General features: G+C 72.8%; 14 protein-coding genes and 1 riboswitch. Of the genes, 6 read left to right on the top strand and 8 right to left on the bottom strand.

Annotation, left to right across the window (positions count from 1 at the left end; all coding sequences use genetic code 11):
* Positions 1-102: 102 nt before the first annotated feature.
* Positions 103-399 (top strand): metal-sensitive transcriptional regulator, encoded by a 297-nt coding sequence (locus ABZT87_RS08525; protein WP_030329541.1) that lies wholly within the window; start codon positions 103-105, stop codon positions 397-399.
* A 5-nt stretch (positions 400-404) separates the two neighbouring features.
* Here ABZT87_RS08525 and ABZT87_RS08520 read toward each other — a convergent pair whose 3' ends face one another.
* Positions 405-2366 carry a heavy metal translocating P-type ATPase gene (locus ABZT87_RS08520; protein ID WP_355066681.1) on the bottom strand — a complete coding sequence of 654 codons (1962 nt, stop codon included), beginning with the start codon at positions 2364-2366 and terminating at the stop codon, positions 405-407.
* Between the two features lie 462 nt (positions 2367-2828).
* Here ABZT87_RS08520 and ABZT87_RS08515 point away from each other — a divergent pair, with 462 nt between their 5' ends.
* Both ABZT87_RS08515 and ABZT87_RS08510 read left to right on the top strand, forming a co-directional pair.
* The gene (locus ABZT87_RS08515) at positions 2829-4193 is read left to right on the top strand and encodes a YibE/F family protein (protein WP_355134477.1); all 1365 of its coding nucleotides are present in this window, start codon (positions 2829-2831) and stop codon (positions 4191-4193) included.
* A 166-nt stretch (positions 4194-4359) separates the two neighbouring features.
* A riboswitch (cyclic di-AMP (ydaO/yuaA leader) is annotated at positions 4360-4490 on the top strand.
* A 4-nt stretch (positions 4491-4494) separates the two neighbouring features.
* Positions 4495-5514: a hypothetical protein gene (locus tag ABZT87_RS08510; RefSeq protein ID WP_354855546.1), complete on the top strand. Its 1020-nt coding sequence runs from the start codon at positions 4495-4497 to the stop codon at positions 5512-5514.
* Between the two features lie 88 nt (positions 5515-5602).
* On the opposite strand, the gene ABZT87_RS08505 is transcribed toward ABZT87_RS08510, so the two are convergent.
* A complete protein-coding gene (locus tag ABZT87_RS08505) occupies positions 5603-6331 on the bottom strand; it encodes a carbonic anhydrase (RefSeq protein ID WP_355134475.1) in 729 nt (242 codons plus the stop codon).
* Positions 6332-6579: 248 nt separating this feature from the next.
* Between ABZT87_RS08505 and ABZT87_RS08500 the strand changes: the two genes are divergently transcribed.
* The gene (locus ABZT87_RS08500; RefSeq protein WP_354855544.1) at positions 6580-6909 is read left to right on the top strand and encodes a MarR family winged helix-turn-helix transcriptional regulator; all 330 of its coding nucleotides are present in this window, start codon (positions 6580-6582) and stop codon (positions 6907-6909) included.
* 222 nt (positions 6910-7131) lie between these two features.
* Positions 7132-8367, top strand: coding sequence for a type VII secretion-associated serine protease mycosin (gene mycP / locus ABZT87_RS08495; RefSeq protein WP_355134473.1), 1236 nt, complete (start codon positions 7132-7134; stop codon positions 8365-8367).
* A 90-nt stretch (positions 8368-8457) separates the two neighbouring features.
* Here mycP and ABZT87_RS08490 read toward each other — a convergent pair whose 3' ends face one another.
* From ABZT87_RS08490 to eccCa, 6 genes are all read right to left on the bottom strand, one after another.
* On the bottom strand, positions 8458-9810 hold the full coding sequence (locus ABZT87_RS08490) for a WXG100 family type VII secretion target (RefSeq protein WP_355134471.1): 1353 nt from the start codon (positions 9808-9810) through the stop codon (positions 8458-8460).
* 18 nt (positions 9811-9828) lie between these two features.
* Complete coding sequence (locus ABZT87_RS08485; protein ID WP_354855541.1) at positions 9829-10392, bottom strand: hypothetical protein; 564 nt, start codon at positions 10390-10392, stop codon at positions 9829-9831.
* 37 nt (positions 10393-10429) lie between these two features.
* The gene (locus ABZT87_RS08480) at positions 10430-11845 is read right to left on the bottom strand and encodes a S8 family serine peptidase (protein WP_355134469.1); all 1416 of its coding nucleotides are present in this window, start codon (positions 11843-11845) and stop codon (positions 10430-10432) included.
* A gap of 119 nt (positions 11846-11964) precedes the next feature.
* Positions 11965-12243: a WXG100 family type VII secretion target gene (locus ABZT87_RS08475; RefSeq protein WP_354855539.1), complete on the bottom strand. Its 279-nt coding sequence runs from the start codon at positions 12241-12243 to the stop codon at positions 11965-11967.
* A 25-nt stretch (positions 12244-12268) separates the two neighbouring features.
* Entirely contained in the window at positions 12269-12577 is a 309-nt protein-coding gene (locus tag ABZT87_RS08470; protein WP_354855538.1) for a WXG100 family type VII secretion target, read from the bottom strand.
* 275 nt (positions 12578-12852) lie between these two features.
* A complete protein-coding gene (eccCa, locus tag ABZT87_RS08465) occupies positions 12853-16815 on the bottom strand; it encodes a type VII secretion protein EccCa (RefSeq protein ID WP_355134467.1) in 3963 nt (1320 codons plus the stop codon).
* Between the two features lie 166 nt (positions 16816-16981).
* Between eccCa and eccD the strand changes: the two genes are divergently transcribed.
* Complete coding sequence (gene eccD / locus ABZT87_RS08460; protein ID WP_355134465.1) at positions 16982-18379, top strand: type VII secretion integral membrane protein EccD; 1398 nt, start codon at positions 16982-16984, stop codon at positions 18377-18379.
* The last annotated feature ends 22 nt before the right edge of the window (positions 18380-18401 follow it).

The raw sequence follows: 18401 nt of genomic DNA, 5'->3' as shown, positions 1-18401 counted from the left end.
GGCCGAGGCAGACTCGTGACCGGTCATGTACCGGTACCCGGTGGGGGTATCGGACACGAGGGACGTTACCATACCCCCCAGGGGTACGCTATCCTCGTCGCCATGACCGCACCCACGCCGATCCGCGGCTACACCGCCAGCAAGGACCAGCTGCTCGCGCGGCTCCGCCGCGTCGAGGGGCAGGTCCGGGGCATCGAGAAGATGGTCGACGACGACCGTTACTGCATCGACGTCCTCACCCAGATCTCCGCGATCCAGGCCGCGCTCGACAAGGTGGCCCTGGGCCTGCTCGACGGGCACGCCCGGCACTGCATGCACGAGGGGGCGGCCGAGGGCCGGGCCGACGAGATGGCCACCGAGATGATGGCGGCCGTCGGCCGACTCATGAAACGCGGCTGAGCCGGTCAGTCGGGCTCCGCGTCGAGGCGTACCCGGCGGAGCAACTGGGCGTTGAGCGCCACCACGATGGTGGACGCCGACATCAGCACCGCCGCCACCGCCGGGCTCAACGCCACCCCGGCCCAGGCGAGCACCCCGGCCGCCAGGGGCAACGCCACCACGTTGTAGCCGGCGGCCCAGGCCAGGTTCTGCCGCATCTTGCGGTACGACGCCCGGGAGAGCCGGACCACGGCACCGACACCGCGCGGGTCGGACGACGCCAGCACCACCCCGGCGGACTCGATCGCCACATCGGTCCCCGCCCCGATCGCGATGCCGACGTCGGAGCGGGCCAGCGCCGGCGCGTCGTTCACCCCGTCGCCGACCATCGCCACGGTCAGCCCTCGCCGCTGGAGCTCCGCGACCCGGCTGTCCTTCTCGGCCGGCAGCACCTCGGCGAAGACCTCGTCCACCCCCGACCGGAAGCCGAGATCGGCGGCCACCGACTCGGCCACCGACCGCGCGTCGCCGGTGATCATGGCGATGGTGCGGACGCCTTCGGCACGGAGCTCGGCGATGGCCTGCCGGGCCTCCGGACGCACCTCGTCGGTGAGCGCGAACGCCCCGAGCACGGTGCCCGGCAGCCGCACCAGGTACAGCACCACGGCCCCGCGCGCCGACCATCGGCCGGTCGCCGCCTTCAGGTCGTCCGGGAGCGCTCGGCCCAGATCCCGCAGCAACGCCGGGCCGCCCACCGCGTACTCCGTACCGTCGACGGTGGCCCGCACGCCGCGGCCCGGCAGCGACCGGAAGCCGGTGGCACGCGCCGGGCCGGCGGACCCGGCCGCCGTCACGATCGCCCGAGCCAGCGGATGCTCGCTGTCGGACTCGACGCCGGCGGCGATCCGCAGCGCTTCCTCCCGCTCCAGCCCCTGGGTCGTCACCAGGTCGCTCACCGCGTGCTCACCCCGGGTCAGCGTGCCGGTCTTGTCGAAGAGCACCGCGTCGACGGTCCGCATGCGCTCCAGCGCCAACCGGTCCTTGACCAGGATCCCGCGCCGCGCCGCCAGGGCGGTGGAGAGCGCCACGACCAGCGGGATGGCCAGGCCGAGCGCGTGCGGGCAGGCGATCACCAGGACGGTGACCGTACGGACCACCGCCTGGTCGGGCTCACCGAGCGCGGTCCAGACCGCCAGCGTCACCACGGCTGTGCCGGCGGCCACGTAGAACAGCGCGGCGGCGAACCGGTCGGCCAGCAGTTGGGCCTGCCCACCCGAGCGCTGCGCCTGCGCGACCATGCGCTGAATGCCGGCGAGCGCGGTCTCGTCACCCAGCGCCTCGACCCGGACCCGGATCGCCGAGTCGGTGGCGACCGTGCCGGCCACCACCCGCTCGCCCGTCGACCGGGCCACCGGCCGCGATTCACCGGTGATCATCGACTCGTCCAGTTCGGCGTCGCCATCGACGATCCGGCCGTCCGCCGGCACCCGACCCCCGGGCCGGACAAGCACCACGTCGCCCACCCGCAACGCGCCGACCGGCACCGGCTCGGCCTGCCCGTCCGCCGCCACGCGCTCGGCCTCGTCGGGCAGCAACGCGGCCAACGCCGCCAGCGCCCCCCGGGCCTGCCCGATGGCCTTCATCTCCTGCCAGTGCCCGAGCAGCATGATGGTGACCAGCGCGGCCAACTCCCACCAGAAGTCCAGGTCGAAGGCGCCCAGGCTGGTGGCCAACGACGCCGAGTACGCCACCGTGATCGCCATCGCGACCAGCAGCATCATTCCCGGTGCCCGGTCCCGGATCTCGCGCACCGCACCGACCAGGAACGGCCAGCCACCCCAGAGGAAAATCACCGATCCGAGCACCGGCCCGACCCAGGAGCGGCCCGGAACGTCCCACCGGAGCCCGAGCCCGTCCACCACCAGGTGGCTGGTCAGCACCACCGGCAGGGTGAGCACCAGGCAGACCCAGAACCGGCGGCGGAACATCGCCGGGTCGTGGCCGGCGTGCTTGTCGTGGCCGGCGTGCTTGTCCTGGCCGGCGTGCCTCTCCGGGCCGGCGTGCTGATCGTGGCCGGCCGGCGTCGCGTGCTGGCTCTGGTCGGCGGCCTGCTCAGGGGCGGGCTCGGACGCGGGCATGACTCCAACATGCCGCTCCGGGCGACGCCGCGCGGGCGGTTCGACCATCCGACACTCCGCCACGACCTGCGACACCCGGTCCGGCTGGCTAGCATTTCCGGCGATGGCCTACCGGACCCCACCGCCCAGTCGGGCACCGGCGCCGCCACGGCGCGGCGCCTCCGCCGACCGGCCGGTCCGACGGCTCACCCTGTGTGATCACCGGGTCGCCAGCCGGCAATCCGATGCGCCCGGCACCGCGTTCGACCGGCGGAGGTGAACCGACCGGCCCGTCGGCACGTACCCCGCACCGGATCGTTGGGAGTTCTCGCATTGGGTTCCGACCACAGCCGTACCGCTCCGCCCGTCCCACCCCGGGTCCGGCGGATCCTCGTCGCGACGGTGGTGCCACTCTTCGTGGCCACCGTCGTCGCCGCCGTGGTGCTCTGGCCACGGGACGGGGCGCCGCAGACCGGCGGCGGCACGGACGCGCCGCGCCACCACGGCACGGTCACCCGGGTGGTGACCGAACCCTGCCCACCGTCGGCCAACCCGGAGGGCACGCCGGCCACCGGGCCGTGCGGGACCGTGGACGTACGGATCGAGGACGGGCCGAGCGCCGGCCAGCAGGTGCAAACGCCCGTCCCCGCCGGGCCCGGCGCTCCGCGGGTCGAGGTCGGCGACGACGTCGTCCTGGTCGAGCTGACCGACCCGACCGATCCCGCCACCAGCAGCTGGAACATCGCCGAGCATCAGCGCGGAAAGCCGCTGGTGTGGCTCGCGGTGGTCTTCGCCGCCGCGATCGTCGCGTTCGGCCGGTGGCGGGGCCTGGCCGCGCTGGCAGGGCTGGCCGCCAGCTTCGCCATCCTGCTCACCTTCGTGTTGCCGGGCATCAGCGCCGGCCGGTCACCGCTGCTGGTGGCGGTGGTTGGCGCAGCCCTGATCATGTTCGTGGTGCTCTACCTGACACACGGGGTGACCGCGCAGACCTCGGTCGCGGTGCTCGGCACCCTGGGCAGCCTGGTGCTCACCGGCGTGCTCGCGACCATCGCCACCGCCGCCACCCACCTGACCGGCTTCGGCAGCGAGGACGCCACCACGCTGTCGATGTTCCAGGCCGATGTCGATCTGCGTGGCCTGCTGCTCGCCGGGATCATCATCGGCTCACTCGGGGTGCTCGACGACGTGACCGTCACCCAGGCCGCCACGGTCACCGAGCTGGCGAACGCCAACCCCGGCCTGAGCCGGCTGCAGCTCTACCGGGCGGCCACCCGGGTCGGCCGGGCGCACATCGCCTCCACGGTCAACACCATCGTCCTGGCGTACGCGGGCGCCTCACTTCCGCTGCTGCTTCTGCTCACCGCCGACACCCGCCCCCTCGGGCAGATCCTGACCAGCGAGTTCCTCGCCCAGGAGATCGTCCGCAGCGCGGTCGCCACGCTCGGCCTGATCGCCGCCGTACCCCTCACCACCGGGCTCGCCGCCGTGGTGACCGCGGCCGGGTCGACGCCGGCGCAGGACGCGGCCGCCGACGTCCTGACGCCGCGCCCCCGTCCGGACCGGACGGAGGCGTTGGCCGCCCTCAGCTCCCCGCCAGCGGGTCGGTCCGACGGGCCCGACCCGGAGCGGAGCGCACCCCCATCCACCGCCACCACCGGGTGGCCAGAGCCGAACAGGAGCACGGATACGGCATGGTGACACTCCTCAGCGTGACCGGATCGGGCCTACGCCCTGAGAACCGCGTCACTGGTCACTCAACGCCATGGCGAAATGACGCTTTTAGTCGGCATCAGGACGTAGCTCAGGCGGTGGACTCTCGGGTAACCTCGCTGCCGGTCACCGACGAAGGCGCGCAGCGGCGCCTGCGGTGCCACCGCCCAATCGCCAACCGGCGAGCCGGGGACCCAGGTACGTGGGGTGAATCCGCGACAGCGGTAGGGGCCACTTCCGCCCCGAACCCGTCAGCTAACCCGGTCGGCGGTCGACGGAAGGGAACATTGTGACGGCACCCCTACGCCGCTGGTTGACACCCGTGGTGGCCGTGCTCGCTGCGCTGACCGTGTTCGCCGGGCCCCTCCCGGCCCACGCCGCCCCGACGACCCCCACACCGTCCGGGCACGAAGAGGAAGACGAACCCAAGCTCCTCAACGACGTCATCGAGCAGACCAACCGGGACTACGTGGCGGCCAAGTCCAAGCTGGACAAGTCCAAGAAGCGGCAGCTTGAGCTGGCGTTGCAGGTCGAGCGGGCGAAGGCCGACCTGGAGGCGCTGGCCCCGCAGGTCGGGCAGATCGCCGCCCAGTCGTACCGGACCGGGCGGATCGGCGCGATCGCGATGCTGCTGGAGAGCGACGCCCCGGACTCGTTCGTCCGACGGGCCGCGGCGCTCGACGAGATGAACATGGTCAACGAGAAGAAGCTCGCCGAGGTCAACACGGTCAAGACCCGCGCCGAGCAGGCCAAGCTGGCCCTCGACGCGGAGGTCCGCGAGCAGCAGAAGCAGACCGCCCTGATGGCGAAGGACAAGCGCGACGCGGACAAGGCGCTCGCGCTGGTCGGCGGTCAGGGTTTCACCGGCGGTCTGGTCGACGCCGTCTCGCCGGTCGCCCGGATCGGCCCGGGTCGCACCGCCGACGGCGACTGGAAGGCCGAGTCATGCAGCGAGGACGACCCCACCACCTCCGGTTGTGTCACGCCGCGCACCCTGCACGCGTACAAGGAGGTCAAGCGGGCCGGGTTCAACCGGTTCGTCGGCTGCCACCGCAACGGTGGCCCGTTCGAGCACCCGAAGGGCCGCGCCTGTGACTGGTCGTTGCAGAAGAGCGGCTTCAGCCCGTGGCACAACAACGACACCCGCATGTACGGCAACAACGTCGCCGCGTTCCTCATCCGCAACGCCGACCGCCTCGGCATCTACTACGTGATCTGGAACCGGCAGATCTGGTTCCCGGCGACCGGCTGGAAGTCGTACAGCGGACCGTCGAACCACACCGACCACGTGCACATGTCGCTGCTCTGACCCGGTGCCAAGAAGTCGAGGGCCGTCCCGCATCAGGCGGGGCGGCCCTCGTCGCGTCAGGCGGCGGAAGTTGCCGGGGCGGTCCGCGTCAGGCGGCGGCGGAAGCTGCCGGGTCGTCCGAGGCGCCGGGCGCGTCGAACGTCGCGGCACCCGCCGGTGCGGGGGTAACCGCGCGCACCACACCGGCGGCGAGCCGGTACGACATGCCCACCACCGCACACCGCCCCTGCGCCACCTCGTCGGCCAGCACGGGCGACTGCCCGAGCAGCGTCTCGACGGTCTGCGCGATGTGGATGTCGACGATGCCGTCGACGTCGTCCACGCCCTCGGCGGTGGCACGTCGCAGGCTGGGCAGCACCGCGTCGACCACCGCGGGCAGGTGTCCCGGCGGCGCGACGCCGGTGGCGGCCGCCTCACGGGCGGCCTGCACGGCACCGCACGAGTCGTGGCCGAGGACCACCACCAGTGGGGTTCCGAGCACCGTCACCGCGTACTCCACGCTGCCCAGCACCTCCGGGCCCGCGGTGTGTCCGGCCGTACGGACCACGAAGAGGTCGCCCAGCCCCCGGTCGAAGATGATCTCAGCCGCCAGGCGGGAGTCGGAGCAGCCCACGATCACCGCGAACGGGTGCTGCCCGTCGGCCACGGCGGCCCGGTGCCCGGCGTCCTGGTTGGGGTGGCGCGGCGCTCCGCTGACGAAGCGCCGGTTGCCCGCGGCCAGCTCGGCGTACGCTCGGGCCGGCTCGGTCGGCGTCGGCGCTCGATCGGCGGCCCGCTGCGGGCCCGGCTGCCCGCCAAGGGTACCGGAACGGCTCATCCCCGCACCTCGTCTCCACGCGTTTGACCTGCTCAAGAGGCTTTTCAGCCGGGCCGGCGGTGGGCGCTGGCTCGGGCTCCACGGTCACACGCACCGCAAGATGCGTCAAGATATGCGTGATTTAGATTTCATACGTTGACCCCCGAACCGGCCCTGCGGCCGTTGGGACCGGGCCGGTCCGTCGGCACCTGGCCCGACCCTCCGGCGGGCACGGAGGTGGGACGGACAACCGGAGAGGCGGCTCCACCATGACGAGCGCGGCGACGGCCGGAGGCGGCCGGAACTGGACGTTCCTCACCAACCACGGGCATGTGCTGCTGGCCATCGCCCGCGATCCCACCGCGCGACTGCGCGACGTGGCGGCCGAGGTGGGCGTCACCGAACGGGCCGCCCAGGCCATCGTCGCCGACCTGGAGGCCGGTGGTTACCTGCACCGCACCCGGGTGGGGCGTCGCAACGAGTACACCCTGAACCCCGCCGGCCGGTTCCGGCACCCCGCCGAGGCCGACCGCCAGGTCGGCGACCTGCTCGCGCTGTTCGCCGAAGCACCTGCCGACGACGTCGCGTCCCGGCCCTGACCGTCGCCGCCGCACGCCGGCTTGGCGCGGCGACCCGCTACCCGCCCGGACCGGCGTCGCCGCACGCCGGCCTGGACCGGCGTCGCCGCACGCCGGCTTCGAGCGGCGACACACCGGCCCGGACCGGCGTCGTCGCGCCCGCCGCTGAGCGACGTCATCGTTCCCGCCCGGAACGGCGTCGCCGGGCCGCTGCCCGACGCGGTGCAGCGGTAATCTCTGCGGGTGCGCGAATGCCTGCCGCCGAGCGCGACCGAGCCGTCCCGCCGTGCCGTCCGAGCTGTCCTCAGTGGAACGCTGGCGGCCCTGCTCGGCGCCGCCCTGGTGGTCCCCTCCTCCCCGGCGGTCGCGGCGCCGCCCACCTGCGGCCCGGCCGGCGAGGACGGTCTGGTGCAGATGCCGTGGGCGCTGCGAAGGGTGGATCCGGCCTCGGCGTGGCCGCTGTCCCGGGGTGCCGGGGTGACGGTCGCGGTCATCGACTCCGGGGTCTCCGCCATCCACCCGGCCCTGAAGGGTCAGGTGCTCGAGGGCCGCGACTTCAACAACCTGCCGGCCAACCGGGGGCAGTGTGACCTGGCCGGTCACGGCACGATGGTCGCCGGCATCATCGCCGGCAGGGACGGCACCGGGGTGCCGTTCAGCGGTATCGCCCCGGCGGCGCGCATCCTGCCCATCCGGGTCCTGCCGGACGCCAAGGGCACCAACGACGAGGGGCTGCCCGGGCAGATCGCCGCAGCCATCGACTGGGCGGTCGACAACGGCGCCGACGTGATCAACCTGTCCCTGGTGACCCTGCCCCGCCCCGAACTGGCACAGGCCGTCGAACGCGCCCTCGCCAAGCGGGTGGTGCTGGTCGCCGCCGCCGGCAACCGGCAGGAGACCCAGGAGGACAGGCCCGCCTACCCGGCGGCGTACCCCGGGGTCATCGCCGTCGGCGGCGTGGACGAGCAGGGCGGGCACGTGGGCACCTCGGTCAGCGGCACCTTCGTCGACGTCGCCGCGCCGGGACTGAACATCATCGGCCCGGCGCCGGGTGGATCCGGCTACCGCGCCGAGCCGACGGGTGGCACCAGCTTCGCGGCCGCGTACGTCTCGGGGGTGGCCGCGCTGGTGCGGGCCGCCTACCCGGATCTCACTCCGGAGCAGGTCGCCGACCGGTTGGAGCGGACGGCGGACAACCCGCCGCAGGGGCGCAACGCCGAGGTCGGCTACGGCGTGGTCAACCCGTACCGGGCGGTGTCGAGCCTGCTTGGCACCCGCACCAACCCGCCGGTCGACGCGCTTGCCGCACCCGCCCCGGCGGCCGACCCGCTGAGCTGGCAGCGCACCGTCGCGATCTGGGCCGCCGCGGTGGGAGCTCTACTCGCCGTACTGCTGCTGATCACGCGACCGATCGTGGCGCGCGGCCGCCGGCGCGGCTGGCGGCCGGGCCGACGTACCGACGAACCGGTCACCGGCTGAGCGGCCGGCACACCCCCCGGGACGGTTGGTCCGTGGGACACGTCACGGCGCTGCTGCGGTCGACCGCAGCAGCGCCGTGACGCGGAAAGCTCAGCGCAGGATGCCGGAGGTGCCACCGCTGTCGGCGCCCCACACGTCCTCGTCCTCCTCCAACCAGGTGTTGCGGGCGGTGTCCTCCTCGCCGTAGCCGGCACCGCCGCCCGTCCCGGCCACGCCACCGGCGCCGCGAGCACCCGCGCCCCGACCACCGGCCCCCGCCGCGCCACGCCCGGCGCCGCCCCGACCGGCGCCGGCACCGCCGCCACCGGCGACGCCACCCATACCGGGTGCCATGCCGCCGCCCAGCTTGCCGCCCGCGCCGAGTCGGCCACCGGCGCCCCGGCCACCGCCACGACCGGCACCCGCCGCGCCGCCGCCCATCATCGGGCCCATGCCCGGCGAGACCGCCCGGCCGAGCGCGCCGCCGCCCGCGAGAGCACCGGCGCCGCCCAGGCCGCCACCGCCGCTGCCGAGCCCGCCGGACGAGCCCAGGCCACCCGAGCCCAGGCCGCCCCCGAGACCGGAGCCGAGACCGGAGCCGAGACCGGGCGAACCGCCACCACCCGCACCCGCGAGGCCACTGCTGAATTCGTCGTCCGCACCGCCGACGCCCGGGACGCCACCGGTGCTCGGGTAGGTGCCCGTGCCGGAGTCGTACCCGCCCGAGAGGTCGGGATGGGCACCGGACCCGCTGGGCAGGTTGCCGGTGCCCGGCATGTCGGTGGCGCCGATCGAGGGCGTGGCCCCCAGGCCGCCGGTGGACGGGCCGCCGCCGAGCTTCGGCACGCCACCGCCACCGCCACCACCGCCACCACCGGTGCCCAGATCGGGAATCTCGGTCGTCGGGCTCTGTGTGGTGGGGGGGCCGGCATCGCCCGGAGTGCCGGGCGCGATGGCCTGGTAGTCACCGCTCACCTGCTCGTAGACCCGGGCCGCGTCCTCCGACTGGTCGTTGATCCAGTCGGCGATCGCGGTCACCGGGTCGAACCAGCCCAGGAAGTCCGGCGAGACCTTCGCTTCGAAGAAGCCGACCCCGAGGGTCAGCTTGGCGTTACGCGCCTCCAACACGTCGTTGACGCAGGTCGCCGGGACCGGGAAGTCCCGCTGGGCCGCGGTGAGCTTGTCGGCGGCGGTCTTGAGCGACTGGACGATGCCGGTGCCCTTCTCCGCGTCCGCCACGATCTGCCCGGTGTCCTTGGAGATCTGCTCGATGTGACCCTTGAACGCCTCGTACGCCGGACCCTTCCAGGTCGTACCCAGGTCCTTGATGTTGGTGTCGAGGCTCTGCTTGACGTTGTTGAGATTCTTGATCAGCTGTTCCCAGCCGAGGGCGGCGCTCTCCACGTCACCCGGCCGGCCGTCGATGACGACCTTCTGGCACATCTCTTCCCAGCTCAGGCCCATCTGCCGTCCTCCCCCGTCCTAGCGTCCGTCGCCATTGCCGGCCACGTCGCCGAAGACACGCTGCATGTCGGCGGCGGACATCCTGTTCTGCTCCTCCGCCGTCTCGTAGTTCTGCTTGACCTGGCGCAGCGCCTCCGCCGCGTCGTACAGGCTCTGCGAGAGCTTCCGGACACCGGACTCCGTGCCCTGGTAGAGCCCCTGGTGCTTGGCTGCCAACCGGGCCGCCCAGTCGAACCCCCCGAGCGGGCTCGGCTGGCCGCCCGCCCCACCCGCCACGCCGCTGGCCGCGCCCCCCATCAGGTCCTGGATGTCGACCATGTCGTAGGAGAGCTTGTTCAGGTAGGCGGCGTGGGTCTCCAGCCAGGTGATGGCCGAGTCCAGGCTGGTCGCGTCCCACTCGGTCTTGACGCCTGCCTCACCGGGCGCGGTGACCAGGCCCTTCGGCGTCGCGGCGTGGTCGACGTTGTCCATCTCCAGGCCGGTCAGGGCGAGGCCCGACGTCGGCATCCCGCCCACCGGGATCGGGATGTAGAGGTCGTCGTTCACGTACCGTGCCGGCTGGGTGGTCCTGTCGTCCGTCATCGGTCCCCTCCCCGAAACCCTGACTGGTGGTCTGCGTTCACTGCTGCTGTGGGCCGTTCGGCGGCGGGCCCGAGCCCGGCCAGCCGGACGGCCCCGGCGCGGTCGGCGCCGGCGGATGGCCCGGCGCGGGATGGCCGGGCGGCGGGTACCCCTGCCCGGGCTGGCCCGGCGGCGGGCCGTACCCGGGGACCGGCTGCTGCGGCGGGCCGTAGGCCGGCGGCGGCTGGGCGGGCCAGCCGGGTGGCGGCACGCCGGGTGCGCCGGGGTACGGGCCGACGGCGGCCGGTGGTGCGCGCCGCTTGCGGCGTCGCAGCACCATCAACAGCACGATCAGCCCGATGATCGGCACGCCGAGGCAGAGTCCCACCTGGACGATCGCGCCGGCCTTGTTCGAGACGCCGAACTCGACCGCCGGTCCGTCGTCGTCGTTGCCGGGCCGAGCGGCCCCGCCGGAGCGGGTCGGACCGGCCGCCGCGCCCTCCAACAGCGGGTTCGCCGTCACCGGGGGAACCGACCGCGTCAGCGCGGCGAGCGGGTCGACCCTGCCGAAGCCGAACTGCGGGTCCCGGCCGGCCGGACCGGCATCGCGGGCGGTCTCGATCAGACGGCTGATGATGTTGGGCGCATCGAGCTTCGGGTACTTCGAGCGCATCAGCGCCACCACACCGGACATGATGGCGGCCGCCGAACTGGTGCCGCTGGCCAGCGTGTAGCCGTTCGGCGAGACCGCCTTGGGCGCCGGGGCGATGATGCTCTCCATCGGACTCGCGATCACGATCTCCGGGCCCTGCACCGAGCCGGCGAAGAACCCGCCGCGCTTGTCGAACCCGGAGACGGCGATGACGCCCGGGATGTTGGCGGGTGAGGTGACCTGTCGGTCGCCCTGCTCGATGTTGCCCGCCGAGGCGACCACCACGGCGTCCTTGCTCAGTGCGTAGTTGATGGCGTCCACCAGCTCCGGCTGAGCCGTCCCCTCGTCGCCGAGCGAGAGGTTGATGACGTCAGCGCCGTTGTCCGCAGCCCAACGGATTCCCAGGACCACGTCCTGGTTATCGAAATTGGCGCCCATCGAGACCGGGAGAATCTTCGCGGCCGGGGCGATGCCCAACTCGTGCATCTCGCCACCGCCGCGTCCCGCGACGATGCCGGCCATCGAGGTGCCGTGCCCCTTCACCTTGTCGTCGTCACGCCGGCCGTCCGGGGCGGCCGTGGCGTTGGTGCCGTGCCCCGCGAGCACCTGCCCGCGCAGGTCCGGATGACTGGCCTCGACCCCGGTGTCGACGACGGCGACCACGACACCCGCGCCCTTGGTGATCTTGTGCGCAGCGGGGATCTTAAGGTAGTCCAGGTACCACTGAAGGCCACGGACCGTGTCAGCGGCCCGAGCCGGTGCCGGCGCGACTGTCACCGCGGGGGCCAGCGCGGCGCACAGCGCCAGCGCGGCCGCGCCCACGGCCCGTGTCGATCGGAAAGGCTTCCCCGTACGCATCGCTCTCCCAGTACCTCGCCGACGCCAACACAATGCGGCTCCGGCCCGGTCGAAGCCGGACCGGAGCCGCATTGGTGATTGTGTCAGCCCCACACCTTGGAGTTGCTCATCTCGGTGGAGACGTAGTTTTCGCGGGCGATGCCGACGGCACCACCGATCTCGTTCAGGATCCGGTTGATGTCCCGGACCGACGAGTCCCACTTCGCCTGGTGCTGCTCGTAGGCGGTCCGGTCCTCGCCCTCCCACTGCAGCTTGGACAGCATCGACCGCAGCGTGTCCAGCTTCTCGTCGATGGTCTTCGAGATGGCCTGCATCTGCTGGTTGCTGCTCTCGAGGACCGCGTAGTCAACCTTGATCGTCACGACTTCCTCCTCTGCTGGCTACGGATCACGGGTTGAGAGCAGAGTGGAACTTGTCCAGCATCTGCTGCTGCTCCTCGTCGTTGACCTGGTGCGTCGTACCCGACTTGTCGAGCAGGTCCGCGATGTTGTCCATCGCGGTCAGCAGGCCCACCGTGTCCTCGTTCCAGCGAGCCATGAGCGACTGGAACCCCGTGGACGCCTGACCCTTCCACGCCATGGCCAGGTCGTCGACTACGTTCCACAGCTTCTTCAGCTCGCCGTCGACCTCGCTGCGCGTGGACCGCACGTCACTCGCGGCGGTATGCAGAGTCGCAGCTTCGACCTCGAACGCCATGCTTCACACCCTTCCGTCATGTTGTGGCGGCGGCTTTGCCGCGCCCCTCCCCCGCGGCAAGGCAGCAACACCCCACCGACGGACACTCCACCTGAGACCGTAGCGGAATCTGTCCAGCCACCGCAGCCCAGACCGGCCGCGTTCGATGGATGGCGGTGAATCACGTCGTTTGTGCGGCCCGTTCGGACGGGAATCCGACCCGAACGGCCCCGCGACCACGCATGGTCACCCGCCGATTCCGGACCGCCGGCTCAGCGAGCCCCGTGACGGCTCGGTCAGGCTGGCTCGGACCAGGCGGTCTGGATCAACTGCTGGCCGTCGCGTCGGCGGACGAGCGTGCCCCGCCCGGGTGGCTGCGGGCTCGGACGCAGCGTGCCGAAGACGGTGCCCTCCTCCCGGTTGCCGGACATCAGCAGGCCGGGCGAGTCCAGCTCGCGGAGCCGTTGCAGCACGGGCTCGTAGAGCGCCCGGGACACCCCGCCGACCCGACGCGTGACGATCAGGTGCAGACCGATGTCACGGGCCTGCGGCAGCAGCTCGTGCAGGGCACTCAGCGGGTTGCTGCCACCGGAGGCCACCAGGTCGTAGTCGTCCACCAGGATGTACAGGTCCGGGCCCTTCCACCAGCTGCGGTCCCGCAGTTGGGCGGTGGTCACGTCCGGGCCGGGCAGCCGGTTGGACAGCGCGCTGCGGATCGAGCCGAGCCCCTGCGCGAACGCCTGGTTGGACGGCGCGTAGTCGAGCAGGTGATCGCCCTCAACCGCGCCCAGCAGCCCACGCCGGTAGTCGGCGATCACCAGCCGCGCCTGGGCCGGCGTGTACCGCTCGGTGATGCCCCGGGCGATCAGCCGCAGCAGGTTGGTCTTGCCGCACTCGGCGTCGCCGAAGACGGTCAGGTGCGGCTCGTTGGCCAGGTCCAGGTAGACCGGCGCGAGCGCCGACTCGTTGACGCCGATCGGCAGACCGGGGGCCGACCGGTCGATGATCCGGGCCAGCTCGGACACCGGCAGCCGGCGCGGCAGCAGCCGCACCTTCGGCGCCGGACGCCCCGGCCAGTTCGCCGCCACGTGCCCGGCGAGCGCGACCGACGCCTCGCTCAGATCCTCGATGTCGCGCCGACCGTCGATCCGCGAGATCGCGGTGAGGAAGTGCAGCTTGTCCCGGGTCAGGCCGCGACCGGGCGACTTCTCCGGCACGTTCATCGCCGAGCGCCTGTCGATCTCGGACTCCGCCGCGTCGCCCAGGCGCAACTCCAGCTTGGTGCCGAGCAGATCGCGCATGTTGATCCGGATCTCCGCCCAGCGCACCGCAGTGAGCACCACGTGCACCCCGAAGCCGAGACCCCGGTTGGCGAGCGTCGTGATGGTCTGCTCCAGCTCCTCGTAATCCTGGCGCAGGGTGTTCCAGCCGTCCACCACCAGGAACACGTCGCCGAACGGGTCGTCGGCGAACTCGCCGGCCGCCCGGCGACGGCGGTAGCTCGCCACCGAGTCGATGCCGTACTGGGCGAAGCGCATCTCCCGCTCGTCCAGGACCGCGACCACCTCGGCCACCGTGCGCCGCACCGCCTCGACGTCGCGCCGGCCGGCCACCCCGGCCATGTGCGGCAGGCGCTCCAGGCTGCGCAGCGCGCCACCGCCGAAGTCCAGACAGAAGAACTGCACCTCGCGCGGCGTGTGGGTGAGCGCCAGCGAGGCCAGCAGCGACCGCAGCATGGTGCTCTTGCCGCTGAGCGAACCGCCGACGATGACCACGTTGCCGCCCGCTCCGGCCAGCTCGACCATCATCGGGTCGCGGCGCTGCTCGTACGGGCGGTCCACCACGCCCACCGGCACGGTGAGGCGACCCCGGCCCGGCCAGGACGCCGTGCACAACCCGTAGGTCGGGTCGACGGCCAGCGGACCGAGCAGCTCGCCCAGGCCCGGCGGTTCCGCCAGCGGCGGCAGCCACACCTGGTGCGCGGGGCGGCCCCGACCCTTGAGCTGGTCGATCAGGACGTCCAGCATCGCGACGGCCTTGCCGTCGGCCGGCTGCTCCGGCTCCGGCATGGCGTCCACCGACACCTGCGTGGCCTGCGCCGGAATGAAGCTGACGCCGTACGGCACGATCCGGCGCTGCACCAGGGCCTGCGACGCGGAGGCCTGCTGGCCGGGCGCCCGGTACGGCCCCGAGACGTACGCGGCCCGGAACCGCAGCATGGTGCTGGTGTCCGTCTTGAGGTAGCCGTGCCCGGGCGCGTTCGGCAGCTCGTAGGCGTCCGGCACGCCGAGCACGATCCGGCTCTCCACCGCCGAGAAGGTGCGCAGACCGATCCGGTACGACAGGTGGGTGTCCAGACCGCGCAGCTTGCCCTCCTCCAGGCGCTGCGAGGCCAGCAACAGGTGCACACCGAGCGACCGACCCAGCCGGCCGATCATCACGAACAGGTCGATGAAGTCCGGCTTCGCGGCCAGCAACTCGCTGAACTCGTCACAAATGATCAACAAGCTCGGCATCGGCGCCAACGGCTCACCGGCCGCCCGGGCCTTCTCGTACTCGAACCGGGACACGTAGTTGCCCGCCGCGCGCAGCAGCTCCTGCCGGCGCACCATCTCACCGGCCAGCGCGTCGCGCATCCGGTCGACCAACGGCAGCTCGTCGGCCAGGTTGGTGATCACCGCGCTGGTGTGCGGCAACGCCTCCAGGGAGGCGAACGTCGCGCCGCCCTTGAAGTCCACCAGGACGAAGTTCAGCTCCTCCGACGAGTGGGTCACCGCCAGGGCGGCCACCACCGTACGGAGCAGCTCGCTCTTGCCCGAGCCGGTCGCGCCGATGACCAGGCCGTGTGGGCCCATACCCTCGTGCGCCGACTCCTTGAAGTCGAGTTCGACGACGTTGCCGTCCGGGCCGACGCCGAGCGGGATGCGCAGCCGGTCCCGGTGACCGCGCGGCCGCCAGGTCTGGTGCACGTCCACGGCGGCGGCGTCACCGACGCCGAGCAGGTCGGGCAGCTCCGTGCTGCGGGCCAGCGGCTCCTCGTTGCTGGTCTGCTGCTGCGACAGCCGGTACGGCGCGATCTGCCGGGCCAGCCCCTCGGCGGCCTCGGCGGTGAGCCGGTCGGGTCGTCCGAGCCGCGACGACGAGCTGCCCCGGATCAGGTCGAGGGTGGTGCCGTCGCCCACGTCCAGGCAGAGCAGCCAGCGGCCGACGTCGCGCGGCACCGTCCCGGAGAGGTCGATCAGAGTGACGCCGAGCAGCCCCTGGCCCACCAGCTGGCAGGTCGGGGAGATCTCGCCACCGTCGACCACCACGACCACGTGTGGCGCGGTGGTCAGCGGCTTGGCCTCGGCGGCGAACCGGGGTCGCCCGGCCAGCTCGGCCGCGAGAGACTCCTCGGCCTCGGCCAGGCTGGCGAAGACCAGCCGGCGCGCGCCGGCCGCGTCCGTCCGGCCGCTGTGGTGGGCGTGGGGAAGCCACTTCACCCAGTTCCAGGCCAACTGCCGGTCGGGCGCGGCGACCACGGCGACGACCAGGTCGTCCGGGGCGTGGAACGTCGCCAGTTGGCCCAGGGCCGCCCGGGTCAGATCGAGCACGGGCTCCCGGTCGCCGCGCAGCACCACCCGGCTGAACGCGCGCACCGACAGCGCGGTCGGCAGGTCGGGCACAGTGGAGTGTGCGCGGACGAACCGACGCAGCGCGATGGCGCTCATCGGTTCCAGGTCCTCGACCGGCTTGGTCTCCGGGGGGACGATCTCCACGGCCAGCCGCTGCGGGCCGAGCGCGATCCTGGTCTCACCGAAGTCGGGCTCGGTGATCCGCCGCTCCCACAGCCGGCGGGACTCCGCGATCGACCAGAGCGCGTCCGGCTCGGGGTGTCGCCAGTTCATCGCATCCCGCTGCTGGGCCGCCGCCCGCCGGGTGCGCTTGCGCATCTGCGCCAGGTAGCGCATGTAGTCGCGGCGGTCCGCGTTCAGCTCGGCCTTGTCGTTGCCGCCGTTGCTGAGCGAGCCGATGGCCATGCCGAGCATCGAGACGCCGAACAGGCCACCGGCGACGTACGTCATCATGCCGCCGCCCCGACCGGCGTAGAGGAACGCCATCGCACCGACACCGCAGACCATCGGCAGGATCATGAGCAGTTGCCCCATCCCGCGGGGCGTCGGCTCGGGCAGCTCGGGCGGGGACTCCAGCAGCACCTCACCGCGCGGCAAGGCCGGCCCCGGCTGGCGCGGAGGTCGGCGGAACACGACCGTGCTCACGGCTGTCTCCTCCCCAGAAGCGGCCCTGCTGTCGTGCCGGCGCGGCCCGAAGCCCGCGGGTGGGCACTGTACGTGCCCGTCATCGTAGGTAATCTCCCGTGGGCGCGGTGCACCCGCACCGCGGGACCCCGGCCCGCCGATCGTAGATGGACACCAGGAGGCCACTGTGGCGACGAAGACGGCGACCGGTGGTCTGAGCCGGATCACCATTGTGGCCCCCCGTACCCGGATTGATCTGGCCCTGCCGTCGGACGTGCCGATGGCGGACCTTCTGCCCACCCTGCTGCGCTACGCCGGGGAGGACCTGGCCGACGACGGGGTGCGGCACGGCGGCTGGGCGCTGTCCCGCCTGGGTGGCGCACCTCTGGAGGGTGGTCGTACCGCCGCGCAGCTCGGTGTCCGCGACGGCGAGGTGTTGTACTTCAACCCCCGTTCCGCCTCCGCGCCGGAGGTCGTATTCGACGACGTGGTGGACGCGGTCGCCACCGCGACCACCCGGCGGCCGGGCTCCTGGCAGGTCGGGGCGACCCGATCGTTCGCGGTGCTGTTCGCCGCCGCGGCGTTCGGCGCCGGCGCCCTGGCCGCCCTGTTCACCGGCCCTCCCCACCTGCCCGGCGCGCTGGCCGCCCTGCTGGTCGCGGTGGCGCTGCTGGTCGGCGCTGCGGTGCTCGCCCGGGCCGCGGGTGACAGCGGGACGGGCTCTGTGCTGGCTATGGTCGGGCTGGTGCACGCGGGCACCGGTGGCCTGCTGCTGCTCGCCGGTGACCGGAAGCTGACCGAGCTGGCCAGTCCGCACGTCCTGCTCGCGGCCACCGCCGTGGTGGTCGCCGGGGCGGTGGCCGTGCTGGCCGTCGGTGACCGGTACCCCCTCTTCTTCGCCGCGATCGGGGTGGGCGCGGGGACGGGTCTGGGCGCGCTGCTCTGCCTGGCCCTCCGCATCGACGCCGCGGCCGGGGCCGCGGTGGTGGCGGCGGTGGCGTTCGGCGTGGTGCCGGCGCTGCCGATGGTGGCCTACCGGCTGGCCCGGCTGCCGGTGCCGTCGATCCCGACCGGCCCGGACGACCTGAAGACCGACAGCGAGTCGGTCGACGGGCGGCAGGTGCTCGAGCGGAGCGACCGGGCCGACCAGTTCCTCACCGGTCTGCTGTGGACGGTCTCGCTGCTGGTGCTCGGCGCGCAGCTCGTGCTGGCCCTGGACGGCCGCCTGCCGGCGGTGCTGCTCTGCCTGGTGCTGGCCCTGCTGTCGTTGCTGCGGGCGCGTCCGCTCCTGGGTCGGGCCCAGCGCGTTCCGGTGCTGCTCGCCGGCACCGTCGGACTGGGCCTGGCCGCCGCGGCGACCTTCGCCGGTGGATCGCTTCCGGTCCGGCTCGGCCTGATCCTCGGTGGCCTGCTGCTGGCTGCCGTGGTCAGCCTGATCTACGGCCTGACCGTCGCCGGCAAGCGCATCTCGCCGGTGTGGGGCCGGTTGCTCGACATCGTCGAGATCATGCTGATCATCGCGCTGGTGCCGCTCGCCGTCTGGGTCTGCGGCCTGTACGGCTGGATCGTCAACCTGCGGCCCTGACCGGGGAGGCTCCAGCGCGCCG

The organism is Micromonospora sp. NPDC005237 (genome assembly GCF_040607775.1).
Lineage (GTDB): Bacteria > Actinomycetota > Actinomycetes > Mycobacteriales > Micromonosporaceae > Micromonospora.
Note: the sequence above shows the minus strand (reverse complement) of the source record. Positions and strands in the feature narration are given on the sequence as shown.